General features: G+C 55.1%; 21 protein-coding genes. 12 read left to right on the forward strand and 9 right to left on the reverse strand.

The features are described from left to right. Nucleotides 1-3: 3 nt before the first annotated feature. Genes proC through ASD8599_RS04400 form a run of 3 tightly spaced genes read left to right on the forward strand, consistent with a single transcriptional unit; the run spans nt 4 to nt 2,103 of the window. A complete protein-coding gene (proC, locus tag ASD8599_RS04390) occupies nt 4-819 on the forward strand; it encodes a pyrroline-5-carboxylate reductase (protein WP_108827410.1) in 816 nt (271 codons plus the stop codon). Continuing rightward, nucleotides 812-1,150 (forward strand): tRNA-binding protein, encoded by a 339-nt coding sequence (locus ASD8599_RS04395; RefSeq protein WP_108827411.1) that lies wholly within the window; start codon nt 812-814, stop codon nt 1,148-1,150. Before proC ends, ASD8599_RS04395 begins: the two co-directional genes overlap by 8 nt. Beyond that, nucleotides 1,147-2,103 (forward strand): 2-hydroxyacid dehydrogenase, encoded by a 957-nt coding sequence (locus ASD8599_RS04400; RefSeq protein WP_108829999.1) that lies wholly within the window; start codon nt 1,147-1,149, stop codon nt 2,101-2,103. The genes ASD8599_RS04395 and ASD8599_RS04400 overlap by 4 nt, the downstream gene beginning before the upstream one ends. A 22-nt stretch (nt 2,104-2,125) precedes the next feature. On the opposite strand, the gene ASD8599_RS04405 is transcribed toward ASD8599_RS04400, so the two are convergent. Continuing rightward, nucleotides 2,126-2,704: a thymidine kinase gene (locus ASD8599_RS04405; RefSeq protein ID WP_108827412.1), complete on the reverse strand. Its 579-nt coding sequence runs from the start codon at nt 2,702-2,704 to the stop codon at nt 2,126-2,128. 359 nt (nt 2,705-3,063) lie between these two features. On the opposite strand from ASD8599_RS04405, the gene ASD8599_RS04410 reads away from it, so the two are divergent. Next, complete coding sequence (locus ASD8599_RS04410; protein WP_108830000.1) at nt 3,064-3,522, forward strand: hypothetical protein; 459 nt, start codon at nt 3,064-3,066, stop codon at nt 3,520-3,522. Beyond that, a complete protein-coding gene (arsH, locus tag ASD8599_RS04415) occupies nt 3,509-4,228 on the forward strand; it encodes an arsenical resistance protein ArsH (protein WP_108827413.1) in 720 nt (239 codons plus the stop codon). Before ASD8599_RS04410 ends, arsH begins: the two co-directional genes overlap by 14 nt. Here arsH and ASD8599_RS04420 read toward each other — a convergent pair. The 6 genes from ASD8599_RS04420 to ASD8599_RS04445 all read right to left on the reverse strand — a co-directional run bounded on the left by ASD8599_RS04420 (nt 4,225) and on the right by ASD8599_RS04445 (nt 13,121). Beyond that, nucleotides 4,225-5,349, reverse strand: coding sequence for a beta-ketoacyl-ACP synthase III (locus ASD8599_RS04420; protein WP_108827414.1), 1,125 nt, complete (start codon nt 5,347-5,349; stop codon nt 4,225-4,227). The genes arsH and ASD8599_RS04420 overlap by 4 nt on opposite strands. A 161-nt stretch (nt 5,350-5,510) precedes the next feature. Beyond that, complete coding sequence (locus ASD8599_RS04425; protein ID WP_108827415.1) at nt 5,511-7,022, reverse strand: tripartite tricarboxylate transporter permease; 1,512 nt, start codon at nt 7,020-7,022, stop codon at nt 5,511-5,513. Nucleotide 7,023: 1 nt separating this feature from the next. Continuing rightward, a complete protein-coding gene (locus tag ASD8599_RS04430; RefSeq protein ID WP_108827416.1) occupies nt 7,024-7,506 on the reverse strand; it encodes a tripartite tricarboxylate transporter TctB family protein in 483 nt (160 codons plus the stop codon). 272 nt (nt 7,507-7,778) lie between these two features. Beyond that, entirely contained in the window at nt 7,779-8,765 is a 987-nt protein-coding gene (locus ASD8599_RS04435; RefSeq protein WP_108827417.1) for a Bug family tripartite tricarboxylate transporter substrate binding protein, read from the reverse strand. A gap of 147 nt (nt 8,766-8,912) precedes the next feature. Next, nucleotides 8,913-12,260 carry a carbamoyl-phosphate synthase large subunit gene (carB, locus tag ASD8599_RS04440; protein ID WP_108827418.1) on the reverse strand — a complete coding sequence of 1,116 codons (3,348 nt, stop codon included), beginning with the start codon at nt 12,258-12,260 and terminating at the stop codon, nt 8,913-8,915. A gap of 87 nt (nt 12,261-12,347) precedes the next feature. After that, nucleotides 12,348-13,121 carry an alpha/beta fold hydrolase gene (locus ASD8599_RS04445; RefSeq protein WP_108827419.1) on the reverse strand — a complete coding sequence of 258 codons (774 nt, stop codon included), beginning with the start codon at nt 13,119-13,121 and terminating at the stop codon, nt 12,348-12,350. Nucleotides 13,122-13,183: 62 nt separating this feature from the next. Here ASD8599_RS04445 and ASD8599_RS04450 point away from each other — a divergent pair, with 62 nt between their 5' ends. The 4 genes from ASD8599_RS04450 to ASD8599_RS04465 all read left to right on the forward strand — a co-directional run bounded on the left by ASD8599_RS04450 (nt 13,184) and on the right by ASD8599_RS04465 (nt 15,311). After that, a complete protein-coding gene (locus ASD8599_RS04450; protein WP_108827420.1) occupies nt 13,184-13,558 on the forward strand; it encodes a hypothetical protein in 375 nt (124 codons plus the stop codon). Nucleotides 13,559-13,591: 33 nt separating this feature from the next. Further along, on the forward strand, nt 13,592-14,182 hold the full coding sequence (locus ASD8599_RS04455; protein ID WP_108827421.1) for a TetR/AcrR family transcriptional regulator: 591 nt from the start codon (nt 13,592-13,594) through the stop codon (nt 14,180-14,182). A 103-nt stretch (nt 14,183-14,285) separates the two neighbouring features. Beyond that, nucleotides 14,286-14,960, forward strand: a complete 675-nt coding sequence (locus tag ASD8599_RS04460; RefSeq protein ID WP_108827422.1) for a PspA/IM30 family protein — start codon at nt 14,286-14,288, stop codon at nt 14,958-14,960. Between the two features lie 69 nt (nt 14,961-15,029). Continuing rightward, nucleotides 15,030-15,311: a YiaA/YiaB family inner membrane protein gene (locus tag ASD8599_RS04465; protein WP_108827423.1), complete on the forward strand. Its 282-nt coding sequence runs from the start codon at nt 15,030-15,032 to the stop codon at nt 15,309-15,311. A gap of 122 nt (nt 15,312-15,433) precedes the next feature. On the opposite strand, the gene glyA is transcribed toward ASD8599_RS04465, so the two are convergent. Beyond that, nucleotides 15,434-16,729, reverse strand: coding sequence for a serine hydroxymethyltransferase (glyA, locus tag ASD8599_RS04470; RefSeq protein ID WP_108827424.1), 1,296 nt, complete (start codon nt 16,727-16,729; stop codon nt 15,434-15,436). 193 nt (nt 16,730-16,922) lie between these two features. Between glyA and ASD8599_RS04475 the strand changes: the two genes are divergently transcribed. From ASD8599_RS04475 to ASD8599_RS04485, 3 genes are all read left to right on the forward strand, one after another. Beyond that, nucleotides 16,923-17,678, forward strand: coding sequence for an NAD kinase (locus tag ASD8599_RS04475; protein WP_108827425.1), 756 nt, complete (start codon nt 16,923-16,925; stop codon nt 17,676-17,678). Continuing rightward, nucleotides 17,678-18,886, forward strand: coding sequence for a Coenzyme F420 hydrogenase/dehydrogenase, beta subunit C-terminal domain (locus tag ASD8599_RS04480; RefSeq protein ID WP_108827426.1), 1,209 nt, complete (start codon nt 17,678-17,680; stop codon nt 18,884-18,886). Before ASD8599_RS04475 ends, ASD8599_RS04480 begins: the two co-directional genes overlap by 1 nt. A 137-nt stretch (nt 18,887-19,023) precedes the next feature. Further along, nucleotides 19,024-20,058, forward strand: a complete 1,035-nt coding sequence (locus ASD8599_RS04485; RefSeq protein ID WP_108827427.1) for an endonuclease/exonuclease/phosphatase family protein — start codon at nt 19,024-19,026, stop codon at nt 20,056-20,058. Here the strand turns inward: ASD8599_RS04485 and ASD8599_RS04490 are convergent. After that, nucleotides 20,055-20,234 (reverse strand): hypothetical protein, encoded by a 180-nt coding sequence (locus ASD8599_RS04490; protein WP_108827428.1) that lies wholly within the window; start codon nt 20,232-20,234, stop codon nt 20,055-20,057. The genes ASD8599_RS04485 and ASD8599_RS04490 overlap by 4 nt on opposite strands. Between the last annotated feature and the right edge of the window lie 141 nt (nt 20,235-20,375).

Genomic DNA, 20,375 nt, shown 5'->3' on the forward strand with positions numbered 1-20,375 from the left:
TTCATGAAAGACAGTCGTATCGCAAAAGGCGGCCTTGTGTTGTTGGGGTGTGGCAAGATGGGGTCTGCAATGCTGGCCGGATGGCTGGACAGCGGTTTGCCTGCGACGTCTGTCTATGTGCTGGATCCGAACCCTTCCGATTGGGTGCGGGCGTCCGGCGTTCATATCAACGTCGACGTGCCATCTGCCCCCGCAGTGGTTTTGATTGCAGTCAAGCCGCAGATGATGGGCGAAGCTTTGCCCCGTTTGCAAGCCATGGGCGGGGGTGACACGCTGTTTGTCAGCGTTGCAGCTGGCACCACCATCGCGCATTTTGAAGCCGTTTTAGGCGCTGGCACCCCCATTGTTCGTGCGATGCCAAACACCCCTGCGGCCATTGGCAAAGGCATTACTGCGATCGTCGCCAACCCTCATGTCCCCGCTGGTGGTCTGCATGAAGCCGATGCGCTGTTACAGGCCGTTGGCCAAGTCGTACGTCTCGACACTGAAGCGCAAATTGATGCAGTCACTGGCGTGAGCGGATCTGGTCCCGCCTATGTCTTCCACATGATTGAATGTTTGGCGGCTGCAGGCGAGGCCCAAGGTTTGCCTGCCGATATGGCGATGCAATTGGCCAAAGCCACGGTTGCGGGGGCCGGTGCCCTGGCTGAACAATCCGATGATGCGCCAAGCCAGTTGCGGGTCAATGTCACCAGCCCAAATGGCACGACACAAGCAGGGCTTGAGGTTTTGATGGACACTGCAACTGGTTTGCCGCCGTTGATACAAAAAACGGTGGCTGCGGCCGCTGACAGATCAAGGGAGTTGGCCAATGGCTGAGATTACTTTCGACGATTTTATGAAAGTCGACATCCGGGTCGGGCGCGTGGTGCGGGCTGAACCTTTCCCCGAGGCACGCAAACCCGCCATCAAGATGTGGATCGATTTCGGACCCGAGATCGGTGAGCGCAAAACCTCGGCCCAGATCACTGCGCACTACACGCCCGAGGCGCTTGTGGGCAGACAGGTCATGGGCGTTGTGAATTTCCCGCCCCGCCAGATCGGCCCCTTTATGTCCGAGGTGCTGGTGCTGGGTTTGCATGATGCGGACGGCGGTGTCGTGTTGATCTCGCCGGATCATGACGTTGCTGCGGGGGAGCGGATGTGCTGAAAAAGATTCTGATTGCGCGGCCTTTGCCCGAGGCTGTTTTAGCCCCTGCATATGCGGCCTTCGAAGTGGATGTGCGACCCCACACACATCCGCTGAGCGGTGACGAAATGCGCAATGCTTTGCGTGATTACGATGGGGTGATGCCCACGTTGGGGGATGTGTTTTCGGCGGAGGTGTTTGCCGATGTGCCAAACCCGCGCTGTTCTATTTTGGCCAATTTTGGTGTGGGGTTTAACCACATTGATACTGATGCGGCGCACGGTGCGGGGGTGGTTGTTTCCAACACGCCGGGGGCTGTCACGGATGCGACAGCTGACACCGCCATGACCCTGATATTGATGAGTGCGCGTCGCGCTGGCGAAGGTGAACGCCTGGTACGCAGCGGGGCATGGGCAGGGTGGCATCCCACGCAAATGCTGGGCCTTCATGTGACAGGGAAAACTGTTGGAATCGTCGGCATGGGCCGTATCGGGCAAGCGATTGCGCGGCGCTGTCATTTAGGGTTTGAAATGCAGGTGGCCTATTTCAGCCGCTCACCCAAAGATCTTGATTTTAAGGCGACGCCCTATGACAGTTTGACGGCTTTGGCTGCCGAGGTTGATGTTTTGGTTGTGGCCGTGCCGGGCGGGGCCGCGACACATCATCTGATCGGGGCGGATGTGTTTGCTGCCATGAAACCCACAGCGCATCTGGTCAATATTGCGCGTGGCGATGTGGTGGAAGAAGCCGCATTGATAGCAGCGCTTCAAGAAGATGACATCGCAGGGGCGGGTTTGGATGTGTACGAATTTGAACCACAAGTGCCGCAAGCGCTTCGGGACTTGGAAAATGTTGTGTTGTTGCCGCATTTGGGGACAGCAGCCCTAGAGGTGCGGGTGGACATGGGTTTGATGGCGTTGGACAATCTGGTTGCTCATCTGAATGGGGGGCAAACGCCACCGAACGCAGTTTGAAGACAGCAGTGTCGGGGTGTTTTTAACGCCCGACGGCTTCGCGCCAATGACGGCGGCACAGCGATACATAGGTTTCGTTGCCGCCGATTTGCACTTGGTCGCCGCCGGTTAACACGCGGCCGTCGTCGTCTTTGCGAACCACCATGGTGGCTTTTTTGCCGCAGTGGCAGATGGTGCGGACTTCACGCATTTCATCCGCCAAAGCAAGCAGGGTGGCAGAGCCGGGGAAAAGTTCGCCTTGAAAATCAACGCGCAACCCGTAGCACATGATGGGCAATCCAAGATCGTCAACGGCATCGGCCAATTGCCAAACCTGGTCACGGCTTAAAAACTGCGCCTCGTCTATAAAGACGCAGGCGATGGGGGTGGTCGCAAGCACCCCTTTCAGCTTGGCAAACAAATCTGTTTCGGCGTTGAAGGTGTCGGCGTCTGACCCGATGCCGATACGCGATGCAATGCGACCGTCGCCTGCGCGGTTGTCGAATTGTGCGGTCAGCAAATAGGGGGTCATTCCGCGTTCCACATAGTTGTGGGCCGCTTGCAGCAAAACGGTGGATTTGCCCGCATTCATCGTCGAATAATGGAAGTATAGTTTCGCCATGGCGTCTGAATAAAGGCGCACTCAAGCCGGAGCAAGAGCGCGCCCCAAGTTTTGGGTGGGGTCGTTGCAAGTTGGCGGTTTTTGCCGCTCTATCGTCTGCAACACCGTTAGACCATATACCTTCATGCCTTGCGTGGACTTTCGCCCGAGGGATGGGTGCAAGGCATGCACCGCCTAAACTAACGATCCCGTTTGAGGGCAAATGACCCCACCCGATCTGTGCGACACATGTCGCATACTCTTCACGCCCGATCCGTTCGGGTTGATTAAGCAATGACATTTCAATTCGTTCTTAGTAATGGGAATAGACAATGCGCATTCCCCTGTCAGGGTTTGGCGGCAGACGTGGGGACCGATCTATGGAAGCATTTGGCAGCTATTTGAAGAAACACACCGAGGCTTTGGTGAAAGATGTAGGGATTGAACCTGCATGTGAGCTAACGGGAAAGTCGAAGGCGACGCTTGGGCGGTACTATTCCGACCATGCCGAACACGCCGATCGGTTCATGCCGATTGACGCCGTGGTGCATCTGGAACGGGCGTCCAAGTATCCGCATGTGACAGGTGCTTTGGCCGAACTTCAGGGCGGCACGATCGCCTTCGATGAACGCCGGCCCAATCATAAGGTCAAGGGCAGCGTCAATTCTGATGTTATCGCGCTAAGCCAGCGCTTTGCGATGCTTATGTCCGAGTATCAGCAATCCATCGAAGACGGCATCATCACAGTGAATGAAGCCAAGCGATTGCTGAAAGAAACCACGCAGTTGCAACAGGTTCTGATCGACATGAAACTTCATCTGGAAGATGAAAGTGGCTGACGATCTGGATGCTTTGATCGCAGAGGCTTTGCCTGCCATCGACATCGATATGCTGAAGGCGCCCGGTGACCCCGGACACAAGCCGCGCATTTTGTTGCTGTATGGGTCATTGCGGGAAGCCAGCTATTCACGTTTTGCCGCGGAGGAATCCGCGCGTGTGCTGCGCCTTTTGGGGTGTGATACAAAGATGTTTGACCCTACGGGGCTTCCCTTGGTCGATGACGCAGACCCAGATCATCCCAAAGTGCAGGAATTGCGTGATCTTGTTGTGTGGTCCGAGGGCATGGTGTGGTCCAGCCCCGAGCGGCACGGCGCAATGACGGGTCTTATGAAAACACAGATCGATTGGCTGCCATTGTCATTGCAAGGCGGCATACGCCCCACGCAGGGCAAGACACTGGCCATCATGCAAGTTTCAGGCGGGTCCCAGTCCTTTAACGCCGTCAATCAGATGCGTATTCTGGGCCGCTGGATGCGTATGGTCACGATCCCCAATCAATCCAGCATCCCCAAGGCGTGGCTGGAATTCAAAGATGGGCGGCTGCCCGAAGGTCCGTTTTACCGCCGCATCGTTGATGTGATGGAAGAACTGGTAAAGTTCACGTGGATGGTGCGTGGCCGCTCAGATTATCTGGTCGACCGCTATTCGGAACGGGTGGAAACGGTGGAAGAGGTGCACAAGCGCGTGTCTGTCAAAGACACCTAGTCGCAGCGTTCCACGATCACAGAGCCCACAGAATATCCCGCACCAAACGAACAGATCAGACCGATATCGCCGTTTTCAAAGTCGTCCGAGTATTTGGAAAACGCGATAATCGACCCGGCTGAAGACGTGTTGGCGTAATCTTGCAAAATGTTGGGCTGTTCGCCCGGCTCGGGATTGCGTCCAAGGACCTTCTTGCCGATGAAATCATTCATAGATTTGTTGGCTTGATGCAACCAAAGGCGTTTCAGGTCAGTGGCCTGCACGTTTTCGTCACCCATGTGTTCTGCGATATGCGCACTGACCAATGGCAGCACCTCCTTGAACACTTTGCGCCCGTTTTGCATAAACTGCATGTCGCGGCGGTCAGCCACGCCATCGGGACGGGAGCGCCGCAAAAAGCCGTTGTTGTTGCGGATATTGTTGGAAAAATCCGTGGCGCAACGGGTCGACTTGATCTTGAAATGGGACCCTGCGGCGTCTTCTTCACGCTCGATGAATGTTGCGGTGGCCACGTCGCCAAAAATGAAATGACAATCGCGGTCGCGCCATTCCAAATGTGCAGAGCAAATTTCAGGGTTCACAACCAAGGCGCTTTTTATGCTGCCCGATTTGACCATGTCAGCGGCAGCTTGAATGCCAAAGGTTGCCGATGAACACGCGACGTTCATATCAAAGGCAAACCCCTGCACCCCAAGCAATTGCTGTATTTCGATTGCAACGGCAGGGTACGCGCGTTCCATATTGGAAGCGGCGCAAATCACAGCGCCTACATCTTCAGCCGTTTTTCCTGCCGCTTTCAGGGCTTTCAAAGCGGCGTCCAAGCCCATTTCAGCCATCAAGGATGGTTCATCATCGCCACGTTGACGCAACAAGGGATGCATCACATCAGGGTCTAGAACACCTGATTTGTTAATCACATAGCGACTTTCGATGCCGGATGCTTTGAAAATGAAGTCTTCAGAGGAATGCGGCTTTGCGTCCATGTCACCGGCTTCAATCGCGGCCGCGTGTTCGGCATTGAATTTATCAGCATAGGCATTGAACGCCGTCACCAGCTCGGCGTTGGATATGGTATTGTCCGGCGTGAAGACGCCTGTGCCAGTTATGACCGGTGTATGCATGTTTTAAGCCTTTCACAGTTGACTGATTTGGCCGATTTTGCCCCTAAAGGTCAAGCGATCAACGGGAGGCTTTGCGCCGGTGTGTTTGTGTGGCCTCTGCAAAATGCGGTTCAGGTGCAATCGGTTGGTTCTCATGGCGCCCCCGCATCTTGATGTTGTTCTTAATTTCCGTCGGCAACACCGGCGGCGCGGCGTCTGGCAATTCTGCCGCGTATGCTTGGCAACAAAACAAGCCCGCCTGCAATCAGCAACAGCCCCAATGTCATTGGCCGTTCCCAAATGAAAGCGATGCCATCGTAAAGCTGCATGGAGCGGGCAAAGTTGTCTTCCATCAACCCACCCAGAATGAAGCCGATCAACAATGGGGCAAGCGGGTAATCCGCAAACTTGAGTGCCGTGGCACATACGCCAAATCCGACCAGCAACAAAAGCTCGGTCGCGTTGTTTTGTCCAATATAGGCGCCCATGAGTGTGAAGAATAAGATGAACGGAATCAGATAATTGCGCGGTACCGACAAGACTTTGGCGATGTAAGGGATCAACGGCAGGTTCAAAATGAGCAACACAAGATTGCCAATGAACATCGACATGATCACAGCCCAGAAAATTTGGGGTTCATCAATCATCAATCTTGGACCGGGGGAAACATTCAAAGCGATTAGCGCACCCAGCAAAATAGCGGTCGTGCCTGACCCCGGAATACCAAGCGTCAACAAAGGGACAAATGACCCTGTGCAGGCGGCATTGTTGGCGGTTTCAGGGGCGGCCAACCCTTTGATGGATCCTTTGCCAAACTGGTCTTGTTCCGCCTTTGGCGCAATGTTGCGTTCTACCGCATACCCCAAAAAGCTGGCGATGGTGGCGCCAGCACCGGGCAGAACGCCAATGAAGAACCCTTGCAACGACTGTCTGCCAATAACGGGCGCGATAGCTTTGGCCTCTGCCCGGGTGATGCGCAGATCCTTGATCTCACCCTCGCCACCTTTGAGGTTCTTGGGTTTAAGGACCAGAAAAATCGCTTCGGGCAGGGCGAACATTGCCATGGCCAAGGTTATGAATCCAAATCCGGATTGCAGGTCCATGATGCCCATGGTGAACCGCGGCAGATTGAACAGCGCCCCTTCGCCAACGGTGGCCATGATCAATCCCAGTATGGTCATAAGCATAGCTTTCGCCACTTGGCCTGTGCCTGCAAATGTTGCGATGGCGGACAATCCAACAACCATAAGCGCAAAGTATTCAGCGGAATGAAACAGCAGCGCAACGGTAGACAGCGCAGGGGCGAAAACCATCAACAAGATTGCTCCGATGGTACCGCCCGCAAAGCTTGCTATGGCCGCAATTGTAAGCGCTTTGCCGGCTTTGCCCTGTTGGGCCATCGGGTAGCCGTCAAAGCTTGAGGCGACAGTCCCCGCTACTCCTGGGGCATTCAACAAGATGGATGATGTCGACCCGCCGAAAATAGCCCCGTAGTAGACGCCGGCCAGCAGGATCAGGGCAGCAGAAGCGTCACCTATAGAAATGGCAACGGGGATCATAATCGCGATGATCGACATGGGGCCAAGACCAGGCAGCATGCCGATAAAGGTGCCAATCAGGCAGCCTCCGATCACCATCAATAAATTTTGGAAGGACAAAGCCGTTTGTAGTCCGATCAATAAACCCTCAAGCACGTCAACCTCCTATAAAGCCAGGCAACGGCCGCATGTAGATGCCAAGAATTTCCTGAACCAAATACCAAACCACCAAACTGGCGACTACGGCGACAGGTACCATAATGTGCCATTTGCGTTCGCCGAGGATAAATGCCCCCAGCATCAGAAAAAGCGTCGTCGATGTCAGAAAGCCGATGGGCCGAAGACACAAGGCATAGGTGATCATAAGACATAGTAGCAAAAGGGCTTGGCCCGATTTATAATCTCCCAGCCGCCGATAATCGATTTCAGCTTCTTTGGGGGGCGACTTTTCCACACCCGACAATATGGTCAATGCAGCTATAATCCCCAAAATCGACAGAACTTTTGGGAACGTACTTGGCCATATAGGATTTCGCTGCATGAAAGGCGCAAGATTGCCGTCCATCGTGAACCATGCCGCGTATCCGTAGGCCAGACAAATTCCAAGTAAGATCAACCCTATCCAGCGGTCCAAAGCCATTTTTGGTTTTCCCTGTTACATTAAAAATGGGGCGCTGCCCCCGTCCTTCGGACGCCCCCGAAGTATTTTGTGCGAAAGGAAAGCAATTTTTAACAGAATGCATCCTACTGTCCTGCCACGGTACAGGCTGAAGAGCCGATGACCGTGCGGAAGGAAGGTCTTGATCACCTTCAAAAGAGAGAGGAGGCCGCGTTTGCCGTCTCCTCTTTTCCTTTCGCGTCCAAGTACTTTGGGGGTGCCCGTTAGGGCGGGGGCAAAGCCCCCAAACCGTTTTACAAGAAACCCAGTTTCTTCATGAGGTCCCCGATGGTCTTCTCTTGTGCCTCGAGAAACGCTTTAAAGTCGTCACCCGAGTTGTGGATATTCACCCATCCATTTCGTGCACGCACTTCTTCCCATTCGGGTGTATCATACATCTTTTCGATCGCGTCCTGATACATTGCCAGTTTGTCCGCTGGAAGGCCCGGTGCTCCGAAGAACCCGCGCCAGTTGACGAAGGTTGTATCAATGCCCTGTTCTTTCATGGTCATGGCGTCGGGGGCCGCGTCTACGCGTGCGTCTGAAGTGACACCAATGATTTTGACCTCACCGGCATTGGCCAGATCAACGGCCTCTGAGAACCCTGTCGAGAGTGCCGCGATTTCGCCTGACAGTAAGGCTGCCATAGCTTTGCCGCCGGCATCGTAAGGAATGTACTTCACGCCCAAAGCGTCTTTCCCGGCAGCTTCCATAACCATGGCAGCGACCAGATGATCCATGCCGCCCGGAACAGATCCACCGCCGATGGCCGTTCCAGATGCGTTCGCGTCATAGGCGGCGATCAAGTCAGCCATCGAATTGATCGGGCTGTCTTTGCCCACTACCATCGCAGCGTAGTCTCCGATTGTGCCCGAAACCAAAGTCAAATCCCGAAAGTTGTGTGGGAAAACACCTGTCAAAGACCGGATCACGATTGGCGTTGAGTTGACCATCAAAGTGCCGTGATTGCTGTCGGCGTTTTCGATCAGATAACCGATGGCTTTCCCGCCGCCGCCACCTGACATATTTTCGTAAGATGCACTGCCCACAAGGCCTGCGGCGGTCAAAGCTTCGCCTGTGCCGCGCGCGGTGCCATCCCATCCGCCTCCCGCGCCGCCGGGAATCAAAAAGTGAATGCTGTCTAGAACTTTGTGTCCATCCGACAAGGCGGGTGCCGCAAAGCCCAATGTTGCAATGGCCGTCGCAATCAAGGCGCGGCGGCCCAGTTTAAATGTCTTCATTGTCGTCCTCCCAATAGGCAGCCGCCCGCACTGTGGGGCAGCTGCGTCTGGAAGACCCTAACAACCAAAAAGGGACCTGTCACCAGAACACCTTGGCGTTGAACAATTGATTGCGTTCGGGCCGAAAAGTGCCCTGTGAAGCAGTTTCTAACCCTGCAGTGACTTGACCACTACGTCGCCTTCGGCCTGTTCTTTGATTGCAAGCGCGGCAGCGTAGCTGGCGGCCGCCGTCGTATAATACGGGATCTTGTCGTACAGCGCGATGGAACGGATTGATCTGGAATCTTCAACCGCCTGTGCGCCTTCTGTGGTGTTCATAACCAGCTGCACACCGCCGTCTTTCATCATGTCCGTGATGTCGGGGCGCCCTTCATAGACTTTGTTCACCACATCACAGGACACGCCGTTTTCAACCAACCATGCCGATGTGCCGCGCGTGCCCACGAAGGTGAAGCCAAGATCGGTCAACACACGGGCGCCATCCAACATATCGGCAGTTTTGTCGGAATCCTTGATGGAAATGAACACGCAGCCTGAACGTGGCAATACCATGCCTGCGCCCATTTGGGCTTTCAAAAAGGCGCGTGGGAAGGTGCGGTCCCATCCCATGACTTCTCCGGTCGACCGCATTTCTGGCCCAAGGATGGTGTCGACGCCCGGGAAACGGGCGAATGGCAGCACAGCCTCTTTTACCGAGAACCACGGCATGTTCGGATCAGCCAATGTCATCGGATCGCCCAAAGGCAGAACATCGTCGTAGCCTGCGTCTGCATCGTAGGGGGGACGCATCGGGAAGTTCGACAGGGGTTCACCCGCCATGACCCGCGCGGCGATAGAAGCAATCGCCGAATCGGTCGCTTTGGCCACAAAGGGCACGGTGCGCGACGCGCGTGGGTTGACCTCGATCAGGAAGATCTCATCCGTTCCGGAAGAATCGGCTTTGATCGCGAACTGGATGTTCATCAATCCGACAACCTTCAGACCATGCGCCAGCGCGTGGGTTTGTTTCTCGATTTCTGCGATGATTTCGCGGGACAAAGAATAGGGGGGCAGGGAACAGGCGCTGTCGCCCGAATGCACGCCTGCCTCTTCGATGTGCTGCATGATGCCGGCCACATGCACGTCTGTGCCGTCACAAATTGCGTCCACGTCCAGCTCTACGGCCCCTGCAAGGTAGCTGTCGAGCAGAACGGGGCTATCGCCAGACACCACAACTGCCTCTGAGATGTAGCGTTCCAGCTGGGCTTGATCGCGCACGATTTCCATGGCGCGGCCCCCCAAAACGTACGAGGGGCGGATCACCAGCGGAAATCCGATGTCGCCAGCGATTTCCAGCGCTTCGTCGTCTGAATGCGCCAAGCCGTTGTGCGGCTGTTTTAGCCCAAGGTTTTGCACCAGCTCTTGAAAGCGTTCGCGGTCTTCCGCCAGATCAATCGCGTCCGGTGTGGTGCCGAGGATCGGGATGCCTTCATCGTTTAGCGCCTGGGCGATTTTCAAAGGTGTCTGGCCACCAAATTGCACGATGACGCCGTGCAGGGTGCCGTTGTCCTGTTCAACGCGTAGGATTTCCATAACGTGTTCGAAGGTCAGCGGCTCAAAATAGAGGCGATCCGAGGTGTCGTAGTCTGTGGATACGGTTTCGGGGTTGCAGTTGACCATGATCGTCTCATAGCCCGCATCCGTGAGCGCGTAGCAGGCGTGGCAGCAGCAATAGTCGAACTCGATCCCTTGCCCAATCCGGTTAGGGCCACCGCCAAGGATAACGACCTTTTTGCGATCCGAGGGACGCGCTTCGCATTCAACCTCGCCCATCATCGGAGCTTCGTAGGTGGAATACATATAAGGTGTCTGGGCTTCAAATTCTGCCGCGCAGGTGTCGATGCGTTTGAAACAGGCCACAACGCCAAGGTTTTGGCGGGCTTTGCGCACGTTCGTTTCGTCGCGACCGGTCAGATGCCCAAGGCGGGCGTCGGTGAACCCCATCATTTTGAGCGCACGCAGGCCGTCTTCGGTGACGGGCAGGCCGTTTTTGATCACTTCGGCTTCGGCGTCGACGATTTCGCGGATGCGGTCGAGGAACCATGGATCAAATTTGGTGACGGCAAAGATTTCATCGTTGGTCAGCCCGTGGCGCATGGCTTGCGCGATGGTGCGCATGCGGTCGGGGGTGACTTGCGCGATGGCGTTTGTCACGGCGGCCTTGTCCGGTGCGCCGGGGATGTCGATGTCGTCAAAGCCGGTCAGGCCCGATTCCATGGAGGCCAAGGCCTTTTGCAAGGATTCGTGGATGGTGCGGCCGATGGCCATCGCTTCGCCCACAGATTTCATGGCCGTTGTCAGATAGGGTTCGGAGCCGGGGAATTTCTCAAATGCGAATTTCGGGATCTTGGTGACAACGTAGTCGATTGTCGGCTCAAAAGACGCAGGTGTAACGCCAGTGATGTCGTTGTCCAATTCGTCCAGCGTGTAGCCAACAGCCAGCTTTGCGGCGATCTTGGCGATGGGGAAACCCGTTGCCTTGGACGCCAGCGCAGAGGACCGCGACACGCGGGGGTTCATTTCGATCACAACCATACGCCCGTCAGCAGGGTTCACGGACCACTGCACATTCGATCCGCCGGTTTCCACGCCAATTTCGCGCAGAACAGCGATCGAGTGGTTGCGCATGATTTGGTATTCTTTGTCGGTGAGGGTCAACGCTGGGGCCACGGTGATAGAATCACCTGTGTGCACCCCCATGGGGTCCACATTCTCGATAGAGCAGACGATGATGGCGTTGTCGGCGGTGTCGCGCACGACTTCCATTTCGAACTCTTTCCAGCCGATCAGGGATTCGTCGACAAGGATCTGGCCCACGGGTGACGCATCCATGCCAGACCGGCAGAAGTGTTCATAATCGTCGCGGTTGTAGGCAATGCCGCCGCCGGTACCGCCCATGGTAAAGGCGGGGCGGATGATGGCCGGCAAACCCACTTCTTCCAAAACGTCAACGGCAAGCTGAACACCGGCAACAAGGTCCTTTTTGCCGTCCGCATCTTTAGGGGCCGTAACAATGGCCGCACGCGGGTTTTCGATGCCAAGGCGGTCCATGGCTTCGCGGAACAGCTTGCGATCTTCTGCCATTTCAATGGCTTCGCGTTTTGCGCCGATCATTTCGACGTTGTATTTGTCCAGAACGCCCATTTCTTCAAGGGCGAGGGACGTGTTCAAACCGGTCTGCCCGCCCATGGTGGGCAGCAGCGCGTCGGGGCGTTCTTTTTCGATGATCTTGGCGACGACTTCGGGCGTGATCGGCTCAATGTAGGTGGCGTCCGCCATGCCGGGGTCAGTCATGATCGTCGCGGGGTTCGAGTTGACCAGAATGATCCGATACCCTTCTTCGCGCAACGCCTTGCAGGCCTGTGCGCCGGAGTAGTCAAATTCGCAGGCCTGTCCGATGACAATAGGACCTGCACCAATGATCATGATCGACTTGATGTCGGTTCTCTTTGGCATGGTTCTGGACCCCCGATGATGTGCAAATTGTCGTGGGTTATAGGCATGGAGCGCCTAGGTGCAAGAGGTGAATCGCCTCAATCTGATTTAGGCGTTTTGCACCGCATCGAGGTACGTCCGCACGGCCGCTTCGAAGGCGCGGGGTTGTTCGGCATGCAACCAATGCCCTGCGTCCGGTATTTTGGCAAAACGCGCTTTTGGGAACAACAATTTAATGTGGTTGCGGTCTTCGCGTTTGACATAGTCCGATGTTGCCCCGCTCAGAAACAATGTCGGCTGCTCGCAGGTGGATTGAAGCGAGGGAAAGGACATGATTTTGGGCATTTCGGCTTCAAGCACGTCCAGGTTCAGCTTCCACCGTTTTGCCTTCACATCCAGCGATTGCAACAAAAAGGGCTGTACGGCGGGATCGACGCCCGCTGTCGCCAGTTGCGCCCCCGCATCAGAGCGGCGCGTGATCGCTGTCAGATCAACAGATTTCATGGCCAGTATATTAGGCAATTGGGAATGGGTGTAGCTGACAGGGGCGATATCGGCCACGATCAGACTGCGCAGCAGTTCGGGCTGGGTCAGCGCCAGGGTCATTGCCGTTTTGCCACCCATAGAGTGCCCCAACAGATCAACGGGGCCGCCGATATGTTCAATCACGCCGGCCAGGTCCTGAGCCATATCTTCATAGCTGTTGGTTGGAAAATGCGGGCTGTCACCGTGATTGCGCATGTCTACTGTAATCACGCGGCGCGTATCAGACAGACGTTTCGAAATGACACCCCAATTGCGGGCAGATCCGTACAGCCCGTGGGCGATCAGAAGGGCGGGCGCCGAGGCTGAGTCGGTGCCAATGTCGATGAAATTGAGCATGTCATCTGGTTATCGGATTGTGTGCGATTGTGCCAGCCGTGCAGGGGTTGTAATACAAGGTTATGACAACGGCAGAAGATATCAGCGATATGGCAGAACGCTTGCGGGCGATGCTTGCGCAGAAGTTCCGCTTCAAGGCGCGGGATTTTCCGCGTGCCTTGTCGAAGGCAGGGCGCCGTTTGCCGCGCAAATTGCATGTTCAGGCGCAGATTATTGTAGAAGCGCAGAAACTTGGTGGAAATCCGAAGCTGATGCGGCGTGTTGATATGGATGCTGTATCACACGCCCATGATGCAATTTCTGCCTATTTGGCAAAGATTGATCCTGAAGACGTAAGGCGCGGTCGGCGTTTGGCGTTGTTGGGGGATATTGCAGCCAAGCTTCTTATAATTGTTGCGGCATTTGTTGTTTGGCTGTGGTGGACAGGCAAGCTATAGGGTGAACCCTGTTCAAGTTTTATGAGGCTTCACATGGCGGGCAAGGTTCAAGAGCGCAAAGAAAAGCTGCGTGTCACATTGATAGATGTGGCGCAGAACCAGATTGTATCTGGTGGGTTGGCATCTTTGAAAGCACGTGACATTGCGCGACAGGCGGAGTGTGCTTTGGGTGCCATCTACAATGTATTCGACGATATCAATGCGTTGGTGATGGCGGTGAACGGGCGGACGTTCCATGCGCTGGGCGCGGATGTGACGGCGGCTGTTGAGCAGGCGCAGGGGCAGTCACCCAATGCGCAGTTGATCGCAATGTCCAAAGCCTATCTGGGGTTTGCTGTAGACAATACGCATTTATGGCGGGCGTTGTTTGATTTGGACATGTCTGTCGAAAGTCAGGTACCTGATTGGTATTTGGCTGAACTTGGTCAGCTTTTTGCGCATATTGCGGTGCCTTTGGCGCAGTTGTTTCCGGATTTGCCAGAAGCAGAACTTGATCTGATGGTGCGCGCTTTGTTTTCTTCGGTGCATGGAATTGTGTTGCTGGGGCTGCAAAACCGCATATCGGCTGTGCCGCGCGATCAGATAGAGATGATGATTGCCCAGGTTTTGAACCAAGTCGGGTAGCCGGTTTCAAATTTTTTTGAACATTGTTCACATTTTGTCTTGAACATCGTTCAAAAGTTGCCATATACCAATTCATGAACAGCGTTCACGAAAAGGAAAGCAAATGTTTGGAACTTTGAAAACACTGATGATCGGCGCAAACGCCCGGGCCGAAGAACATGTACGCCAAGTCTATTCGATAGAATTGATCGAACAGAAAATCCGCGAAGCTCAGGACGGTCTCAAATCTGCAAAATACGCATTGGCCGGTCTTATCCAACGCGCCCGTTCCGAAGAGCGACTGATCGCAACGCTGAACACCCGCGTCACTGATTTGATGGCCCGTGCCGGAGAGGCTATGGCGGGGGGACGCGAAGACATGGCCGCCCAAGCCGCCCAAGCCGTTGCAGACATGGAAAACGAAATTGAAGTCCGCCGCGAAACGCTTAGTCGTCTCGAAAGCCGCATTTTGCGTCTGCGTGCTTCGGTTGAAACCGCAAATCGCCGGATCATTGACCTTAAACAAGGTGCGATTGCCGCAAAAGCTGTGAAGCGCGAACACGATGTTCAATCTCGATTGGGGCGCACTTTGACCCAAGACAGCGCCATAGATGAGGCAGATGCACTGATCAAATCCGTTCTGGGTCGTGATGACCCGCTTGAGCAACGCGAGATATTGAATGAAATTGATCAGGACCTGTCCCACGAGGGTGTTGCGGACCGCATGGCCGCCGCGGGTTTTGGCACCGCCAGCAAAACCACAGCAGCAGACGTGCTAAAGCGTTTCAGCACCACATAAATCCCTTCTTTTTACCTGTGCCCGCCCCCAAGCCCCGGCACATCTTCAAAACAATTTAGGAGAACGACAATGTACAATGAAAATTCAGATAACGGCATGATCCTGACCATCAATGTGGCTGGCGTGCTTTTGGCGTACGCTTTGCTGGCGATTTCCTTGTGGATGTCCACGGATGTGCCGCTTTCGACCAAAGGCTACTGGGGCATGGGCATCGTGCTTTTGACCATCAGCTTGATCAACGTTGTGAAATATCGCTTTGACCAGCGATCCAGCGCTGACCGCATTCGTCAAATCGAAGACGCAAAGAACGAACGGTTGTTGGAAGAGTTTGTGAGTGATCCGAAGGCCTAAATCAGACCCGGATGGCGTAACGAGTGTACAGTAACGAGTAAGGCGGGCCGAGGCCCGCCTTTTTTGCATGTGTGGTGCACCAAGGTGCACCTTACATCCCAGTGGATCGCTTGGAAGCCGTCTTAAAGGTTCGGGTACAGCGGGAAGCGGGCGCACATGGCTGCTACTTCTGCTTTGACTTTGGCTTCGACTGCGCCGTTGCCATCTTCGCCGTTCGCCGCCAATCCGTCGACCACCTCGTTGATCCAGTCCGCGATCTGGCGGAACTCGTCTTCTCCGAACCCGCGTGTTGTACCGGCGGGTGATCCAAGCCGGATACCGGATGTGATCGTGGGTTTTTCGTCGTCGAACGGCACGCCATTTTTGTTGCAAGTGATATGCGCACGTCCCAAAGCTTTTTCAGTGGCGTTGCCCTTGACCCCTTTGGGGCGCAGATCCACCAGCATCACATGGGTGTCGGTGCCGTGTGTCACAGTATCCAAGCCACCTTTGATCAGTTGATCCGACATGGCTTGCGCGTTTTTGATCACTTGCTGGATGTAGGTTTTGAATTCGGGGCGCAGTGCTTCCCCGAAGGCCACAGCTTTGGCGGCGATCACATGCATCAAAGGACCACCCTGAATGCCGGGGAAGATCGCAGAGTTGAATTTCTTGGCCAGTGCTTCGTCGTTGGTCACGATCATGCCGCCACGGGGTCCGCGCAGGGTTTTATGCGTGGTGGTTGTTGCGACATGGGCGTGGGGGAAAGGCGACGGATGTTCACCTGCAGCCACAAGCCCGGCAAAGTGGGCCATGTCCACATGCAAGTACGCGCCTACCATGTCGGCGATTTCGCGCATGCGTTTGAAATCGATTTGACGCGGAATGGCAGAGCCGCCTGCAATGATCATTTGCGGTTTGTGCTCTTTGGCGAGCGCCTCAACCTGATCATAGTCCAGAAGGTTGTCTTCGCGGCGTACACCGTATTGCACTGCATTGAACCATTTTCCGGACTGGTTGGGGGCCGCACCGTGTGTCAGGTGGCCACCCGCATCCAAAGACATGCCCAAAATAGTGTCGCCAGGCTTTAGCAAAGCCTGAAAAACGCCCTGGTTGGCTTGGGACCCGGAGTTAGGTTGCACGTTCGCAAAGTCGCAGCCAAACAGCTGTTTGGCGCGTTCAATCGCGAGATTTTCCGCAATATCGACGTATTGGCAGCCACCATAGTAGCGGCGCCCCGGATAGCCTTCTGCGTATTTGTTGGTCATGACAGAGCCTTGCGCTTCCATCACGGCGGCAGAGACAATGTTCTCGGATGCGATCAGTTCAATCTCGTCGCGTTGGCGGCCAAGTTCAGAGGTGATCGAACCGAACAGCTCAGGGTCGCGATCCGCGAGGGATTGTGTGAAAAAACCATCATTATTGTGAGGCGCGTTCATAAGGCAAGCTCCGGTTTGGCTGATTGAATTGTGCTGTTTCGTATCGGAAACAACACATTTCTCAAAGAAGGTAAAGCGACGCTGCGCGGTTAAATTGCGCCAATGCTGGTGGTGCGCGAAATAATGTGTTTCTTTTGGCGCAGAACGGCCGCCATCGGAAACCTGCGGACCTTATGGGAATGGAGCCTGCACAATGAAAATCGCCTTTACGGCCAGCACCACACCTGTGGCGCAAACGGCGCGGGCCGCATTGATTGGCCGGTACGGTGATGTCCCCTTGGAAGAGGCGGATGTGATCGTGGCCTTGGGCGGCGACGGCTTTATGCTGCAAACGCTGCATTTCACCGAAAAGCTGCCGGCGGCCGTCTACGGGATGAACCGTGGCACCATCGGCTTTTTGATGAATGAATACAATGAAAGCAATCTGATTGATCGCCTTCATTCCGCCGAGGTTGCCGCCCTCAACCCGCTGTCTATGGATGCGGTCGACGCAAGCGGCAAAACCCACAAAGCGCTGGCCATCAACGAAGTGTCGCTGCTGCGCGCCAGTGCGCAAGCGGCCAAGCTGCGTATCACTGTGGACGGGCGGTTGCGCATGGAAGAACTGGTGTGTGACGGGGCGCTGGTCGCAACCCCTGCGGGGTCCACGGCCTACAATTATTCCGCGCACGGTCCCGTTTTGCCCATTGGTTCGGATGTTTTGGCATTGACCGCTGTGGCCGCTTTTCGCCCGCGCCGGTGGCGTGGGGCATTGTTGCCCAAAACCGCCACCGTGCGCTTTGATGTGTCAGAGCCGGAAAAACGCCCTGTGATGGCGGAAGCGGATTCGCGATCTTTCAAAAATATTGTGTCCGTTGTGATCCGGTCGAACCCCGCTGTGACACACCGTATTCTGTTTGATCCCGGGCACGGGCTGGAAGAGCGCCTGATCTCAGAGCAATTCAACTGATGGATTTGCGCGATCCCGCCCCCCGCAGTCTGTGCACGGATTGTGGTGTATCGCGCATGAAAGACCCGTCCATGTGTGGGCGGGCATGTCAGTTTATCCAACCTGATTATCCAGCTTTGGAAGCCCAAATTCACGGGCGCGTTCGAGGCATTGGCGACGAGATGTACTTTGGCGCCTTCAAAGCAATGTACAAAGCCCGGATGGCGACCCCCAAGACGGGGGCCCAGTGGACAGGGATCACTACCTCTTTGGCTGCGGATTTGCTGGACAAGGGCAAAGTCGATGCGGTGCTGTGTGTTGTGCCGGACCCCGAAGATGTATGGAAGCCCCGCCCGACATTGATCACAGATGCGCAGAACATGGCGCAGGCCCGCGGTATGCGGATGGGGTACGCGCCGCTGCTTGCCTTGCTGGAAGAGGCGCAGGCGCGGGGGTATTCGCGCCTTTGTGTGGTCGGTATCCCATGCCAGATTTACGCGCTTCGTGCTTTGGAGGCCGATCTTGGGTTTGAACGGATTTATGTGATTGGAACACCGTGTTCTGACAACACCACCACCGAGAACTTCCACAGCTTTTTAGCGCTTTTGGATGAGGATCCGGAAACGATAACTTATCTGGAATTTCGCGCCGATTATAAGGTGGAATTGCGCTATGGCGATGGTCGCGTGCGCCTGATCCCTTTTCTAAGCCTTCCGATCAGCGACCTGCCAAAAGATTTTTTCCCGATGACCTGCAAAACCTGTGTGGACTACACCAACGCGCTGTCTGATGTCACCGTGGGATATATGGGGGGTGAGGGTGATCAATGGGTGATTGTGCGCAACGACCGTGGTGCAGAAATTTTGGGCGGTCTGGGGCGCGACGTCATATTGGGGCCTGTCGGTTCTGCAGGCAAACGCGCCGGGGCTGTGAAGGGTTTCATTGCGAATACGGCGCTGGCCGCAGGCGGGCTGCCTTTGCGGCGTATGCCAAACTGGGTCCGTCCAATTGTCAGCTGGTTGCAACCGCGGTTTGGGCCACGGGGGTTGGAATTCGCACGCGCCCGGCTTGAAATGAAAGCCGCTGAGACGATCTTGCATTTGCGCCGGACCATGCCCGCGAAGATGAAGAATATGGTGCCGCGGCATGTTTGGGACATTGCAAAACCATATGATTTGACACCGGAACCCGGTGAACGCGATCCAAAGGCGGTTGCGCCACGCGATTGATTTCCAAGGGGCTCTGCCCCCAACCGCGAACCGCGGTTTCCCTCGGAATTTTGGGGAAAAAAAGAAGGTCATACATTCCTGACTGTGTGCCGCGCTTATTTCCCGTTATCCTTGGTCGAATTTAAGGGGGTGGTTTTATGGCTTTCTACGGGTCTTTGAAAAATGAAAATGTTTATCCCAGGGGCTGTCAGGTGCCGGGGCAAGCTGGTTGGATTGCGCATCGTCTGTTGCGTTTGCGTGCGATGCTGAATGGTCAGATCACATCAAAACGTCGGCCCAATTCATTGATCATCGGGTCGTGGAACATCCGTCATTTTGATGGTGGGCGAAAACGTCTGCATGAAAGCTATCACTACATTGCGGAAATCATTGACCACTTTGATGTGTGTGCTGTTCAGGAAGTTAAAGATCTTGAAGCTGTGGAAAAGTTGATGCGTCTTCTGGGCCCCAACTGGGATTACTTTGTCAACGACAGCTCGGGCGCGGGGCGCGGCAACCATGAACGCATGGCATTTTTATACAACCGAAACACTGTCCGGTTCCGCAATTTGATTGGTGAGCTGGTGTTGCCTAAAGATGCGCTGCCCAACGACGAACAACTGGCGCGAACACCTTTTTTTGCGGCGTTTCAGGCAGGCTGGTTCAAATTCACTTTGTGTTCTGCCCATATCGTTTTCAAAGAAGAAGACGGGCGTCCGCTGCGCGAAGATGAAATCGGGGCTGTTGCCAGCATTCTGGCAGATCGGGCAAAAGACACCGGTGATGTCCAGATATTTCTAGGGGACATGAACATCGACAAACGCGAGGATGCCAGTTTCAAAGCGTTGACGGACAACGGTTTTGAAGTGCCTGACATCGGGCCCACGTCTTTGGGCGGCACCAAACACTACGATCAGATCGCCTTTGCCGGTCCGTCCCACGTTTCGCACATGCTGGGGCATGGTGTCATCAAGTGGCAAGAGGCCGTGTTTCGTGAAGATGAGGTCGCGGATTATGAACAGGTTGCGATGGATATTCGCGAGACGCCGAACACAGGGAAACCCTATTCCAATTGGGCGCGTGAGTATACCAGTTGGCGGACGCATGAAATGTCGGACCATTTGCCCGTCTGGATCGAGCTGGAAGTCGACTATTCAAACAACTATCTGGCGGGCATCACCGCGCTGGATTAGATGGCAAAACTAAGTGCCGCGCTCATGCTGATGATCAGGGTCGCGCAAAACGCCAGCCAAAGCGTTGTCATGCGAAACGTACGCTGCCGTATGGTTGTTTCATATCGCAAGGCAATCACGCGGTTCTGAACCCGGTGTTGCGCATCGTTTTGAAATAGCTTTGCGTCTTGTTGCATTGGTTGCATTCCTTTCGGCATGCCCGCTCCCTGACTGAGTTTTGAAGCAATTAGGTGAACATCCATTTAATGACGTGCCGGGTTGAGATCGGAACAGGGTTGGGGTATGCGCACAGCCTTTCTAAGCGGGGATGATTGGGC

The organism is Ascidiaceihabitans donghaensis (assembly GCF_900302465.1).
Classification (GTDB): Bacteria; Pseudomonadota; Alphaproteobacteria; order Rhodobacterales; family Rhodobacteraceae; genus Ascidiaceihabitans; species Ascidiaceihabitans donghaensis.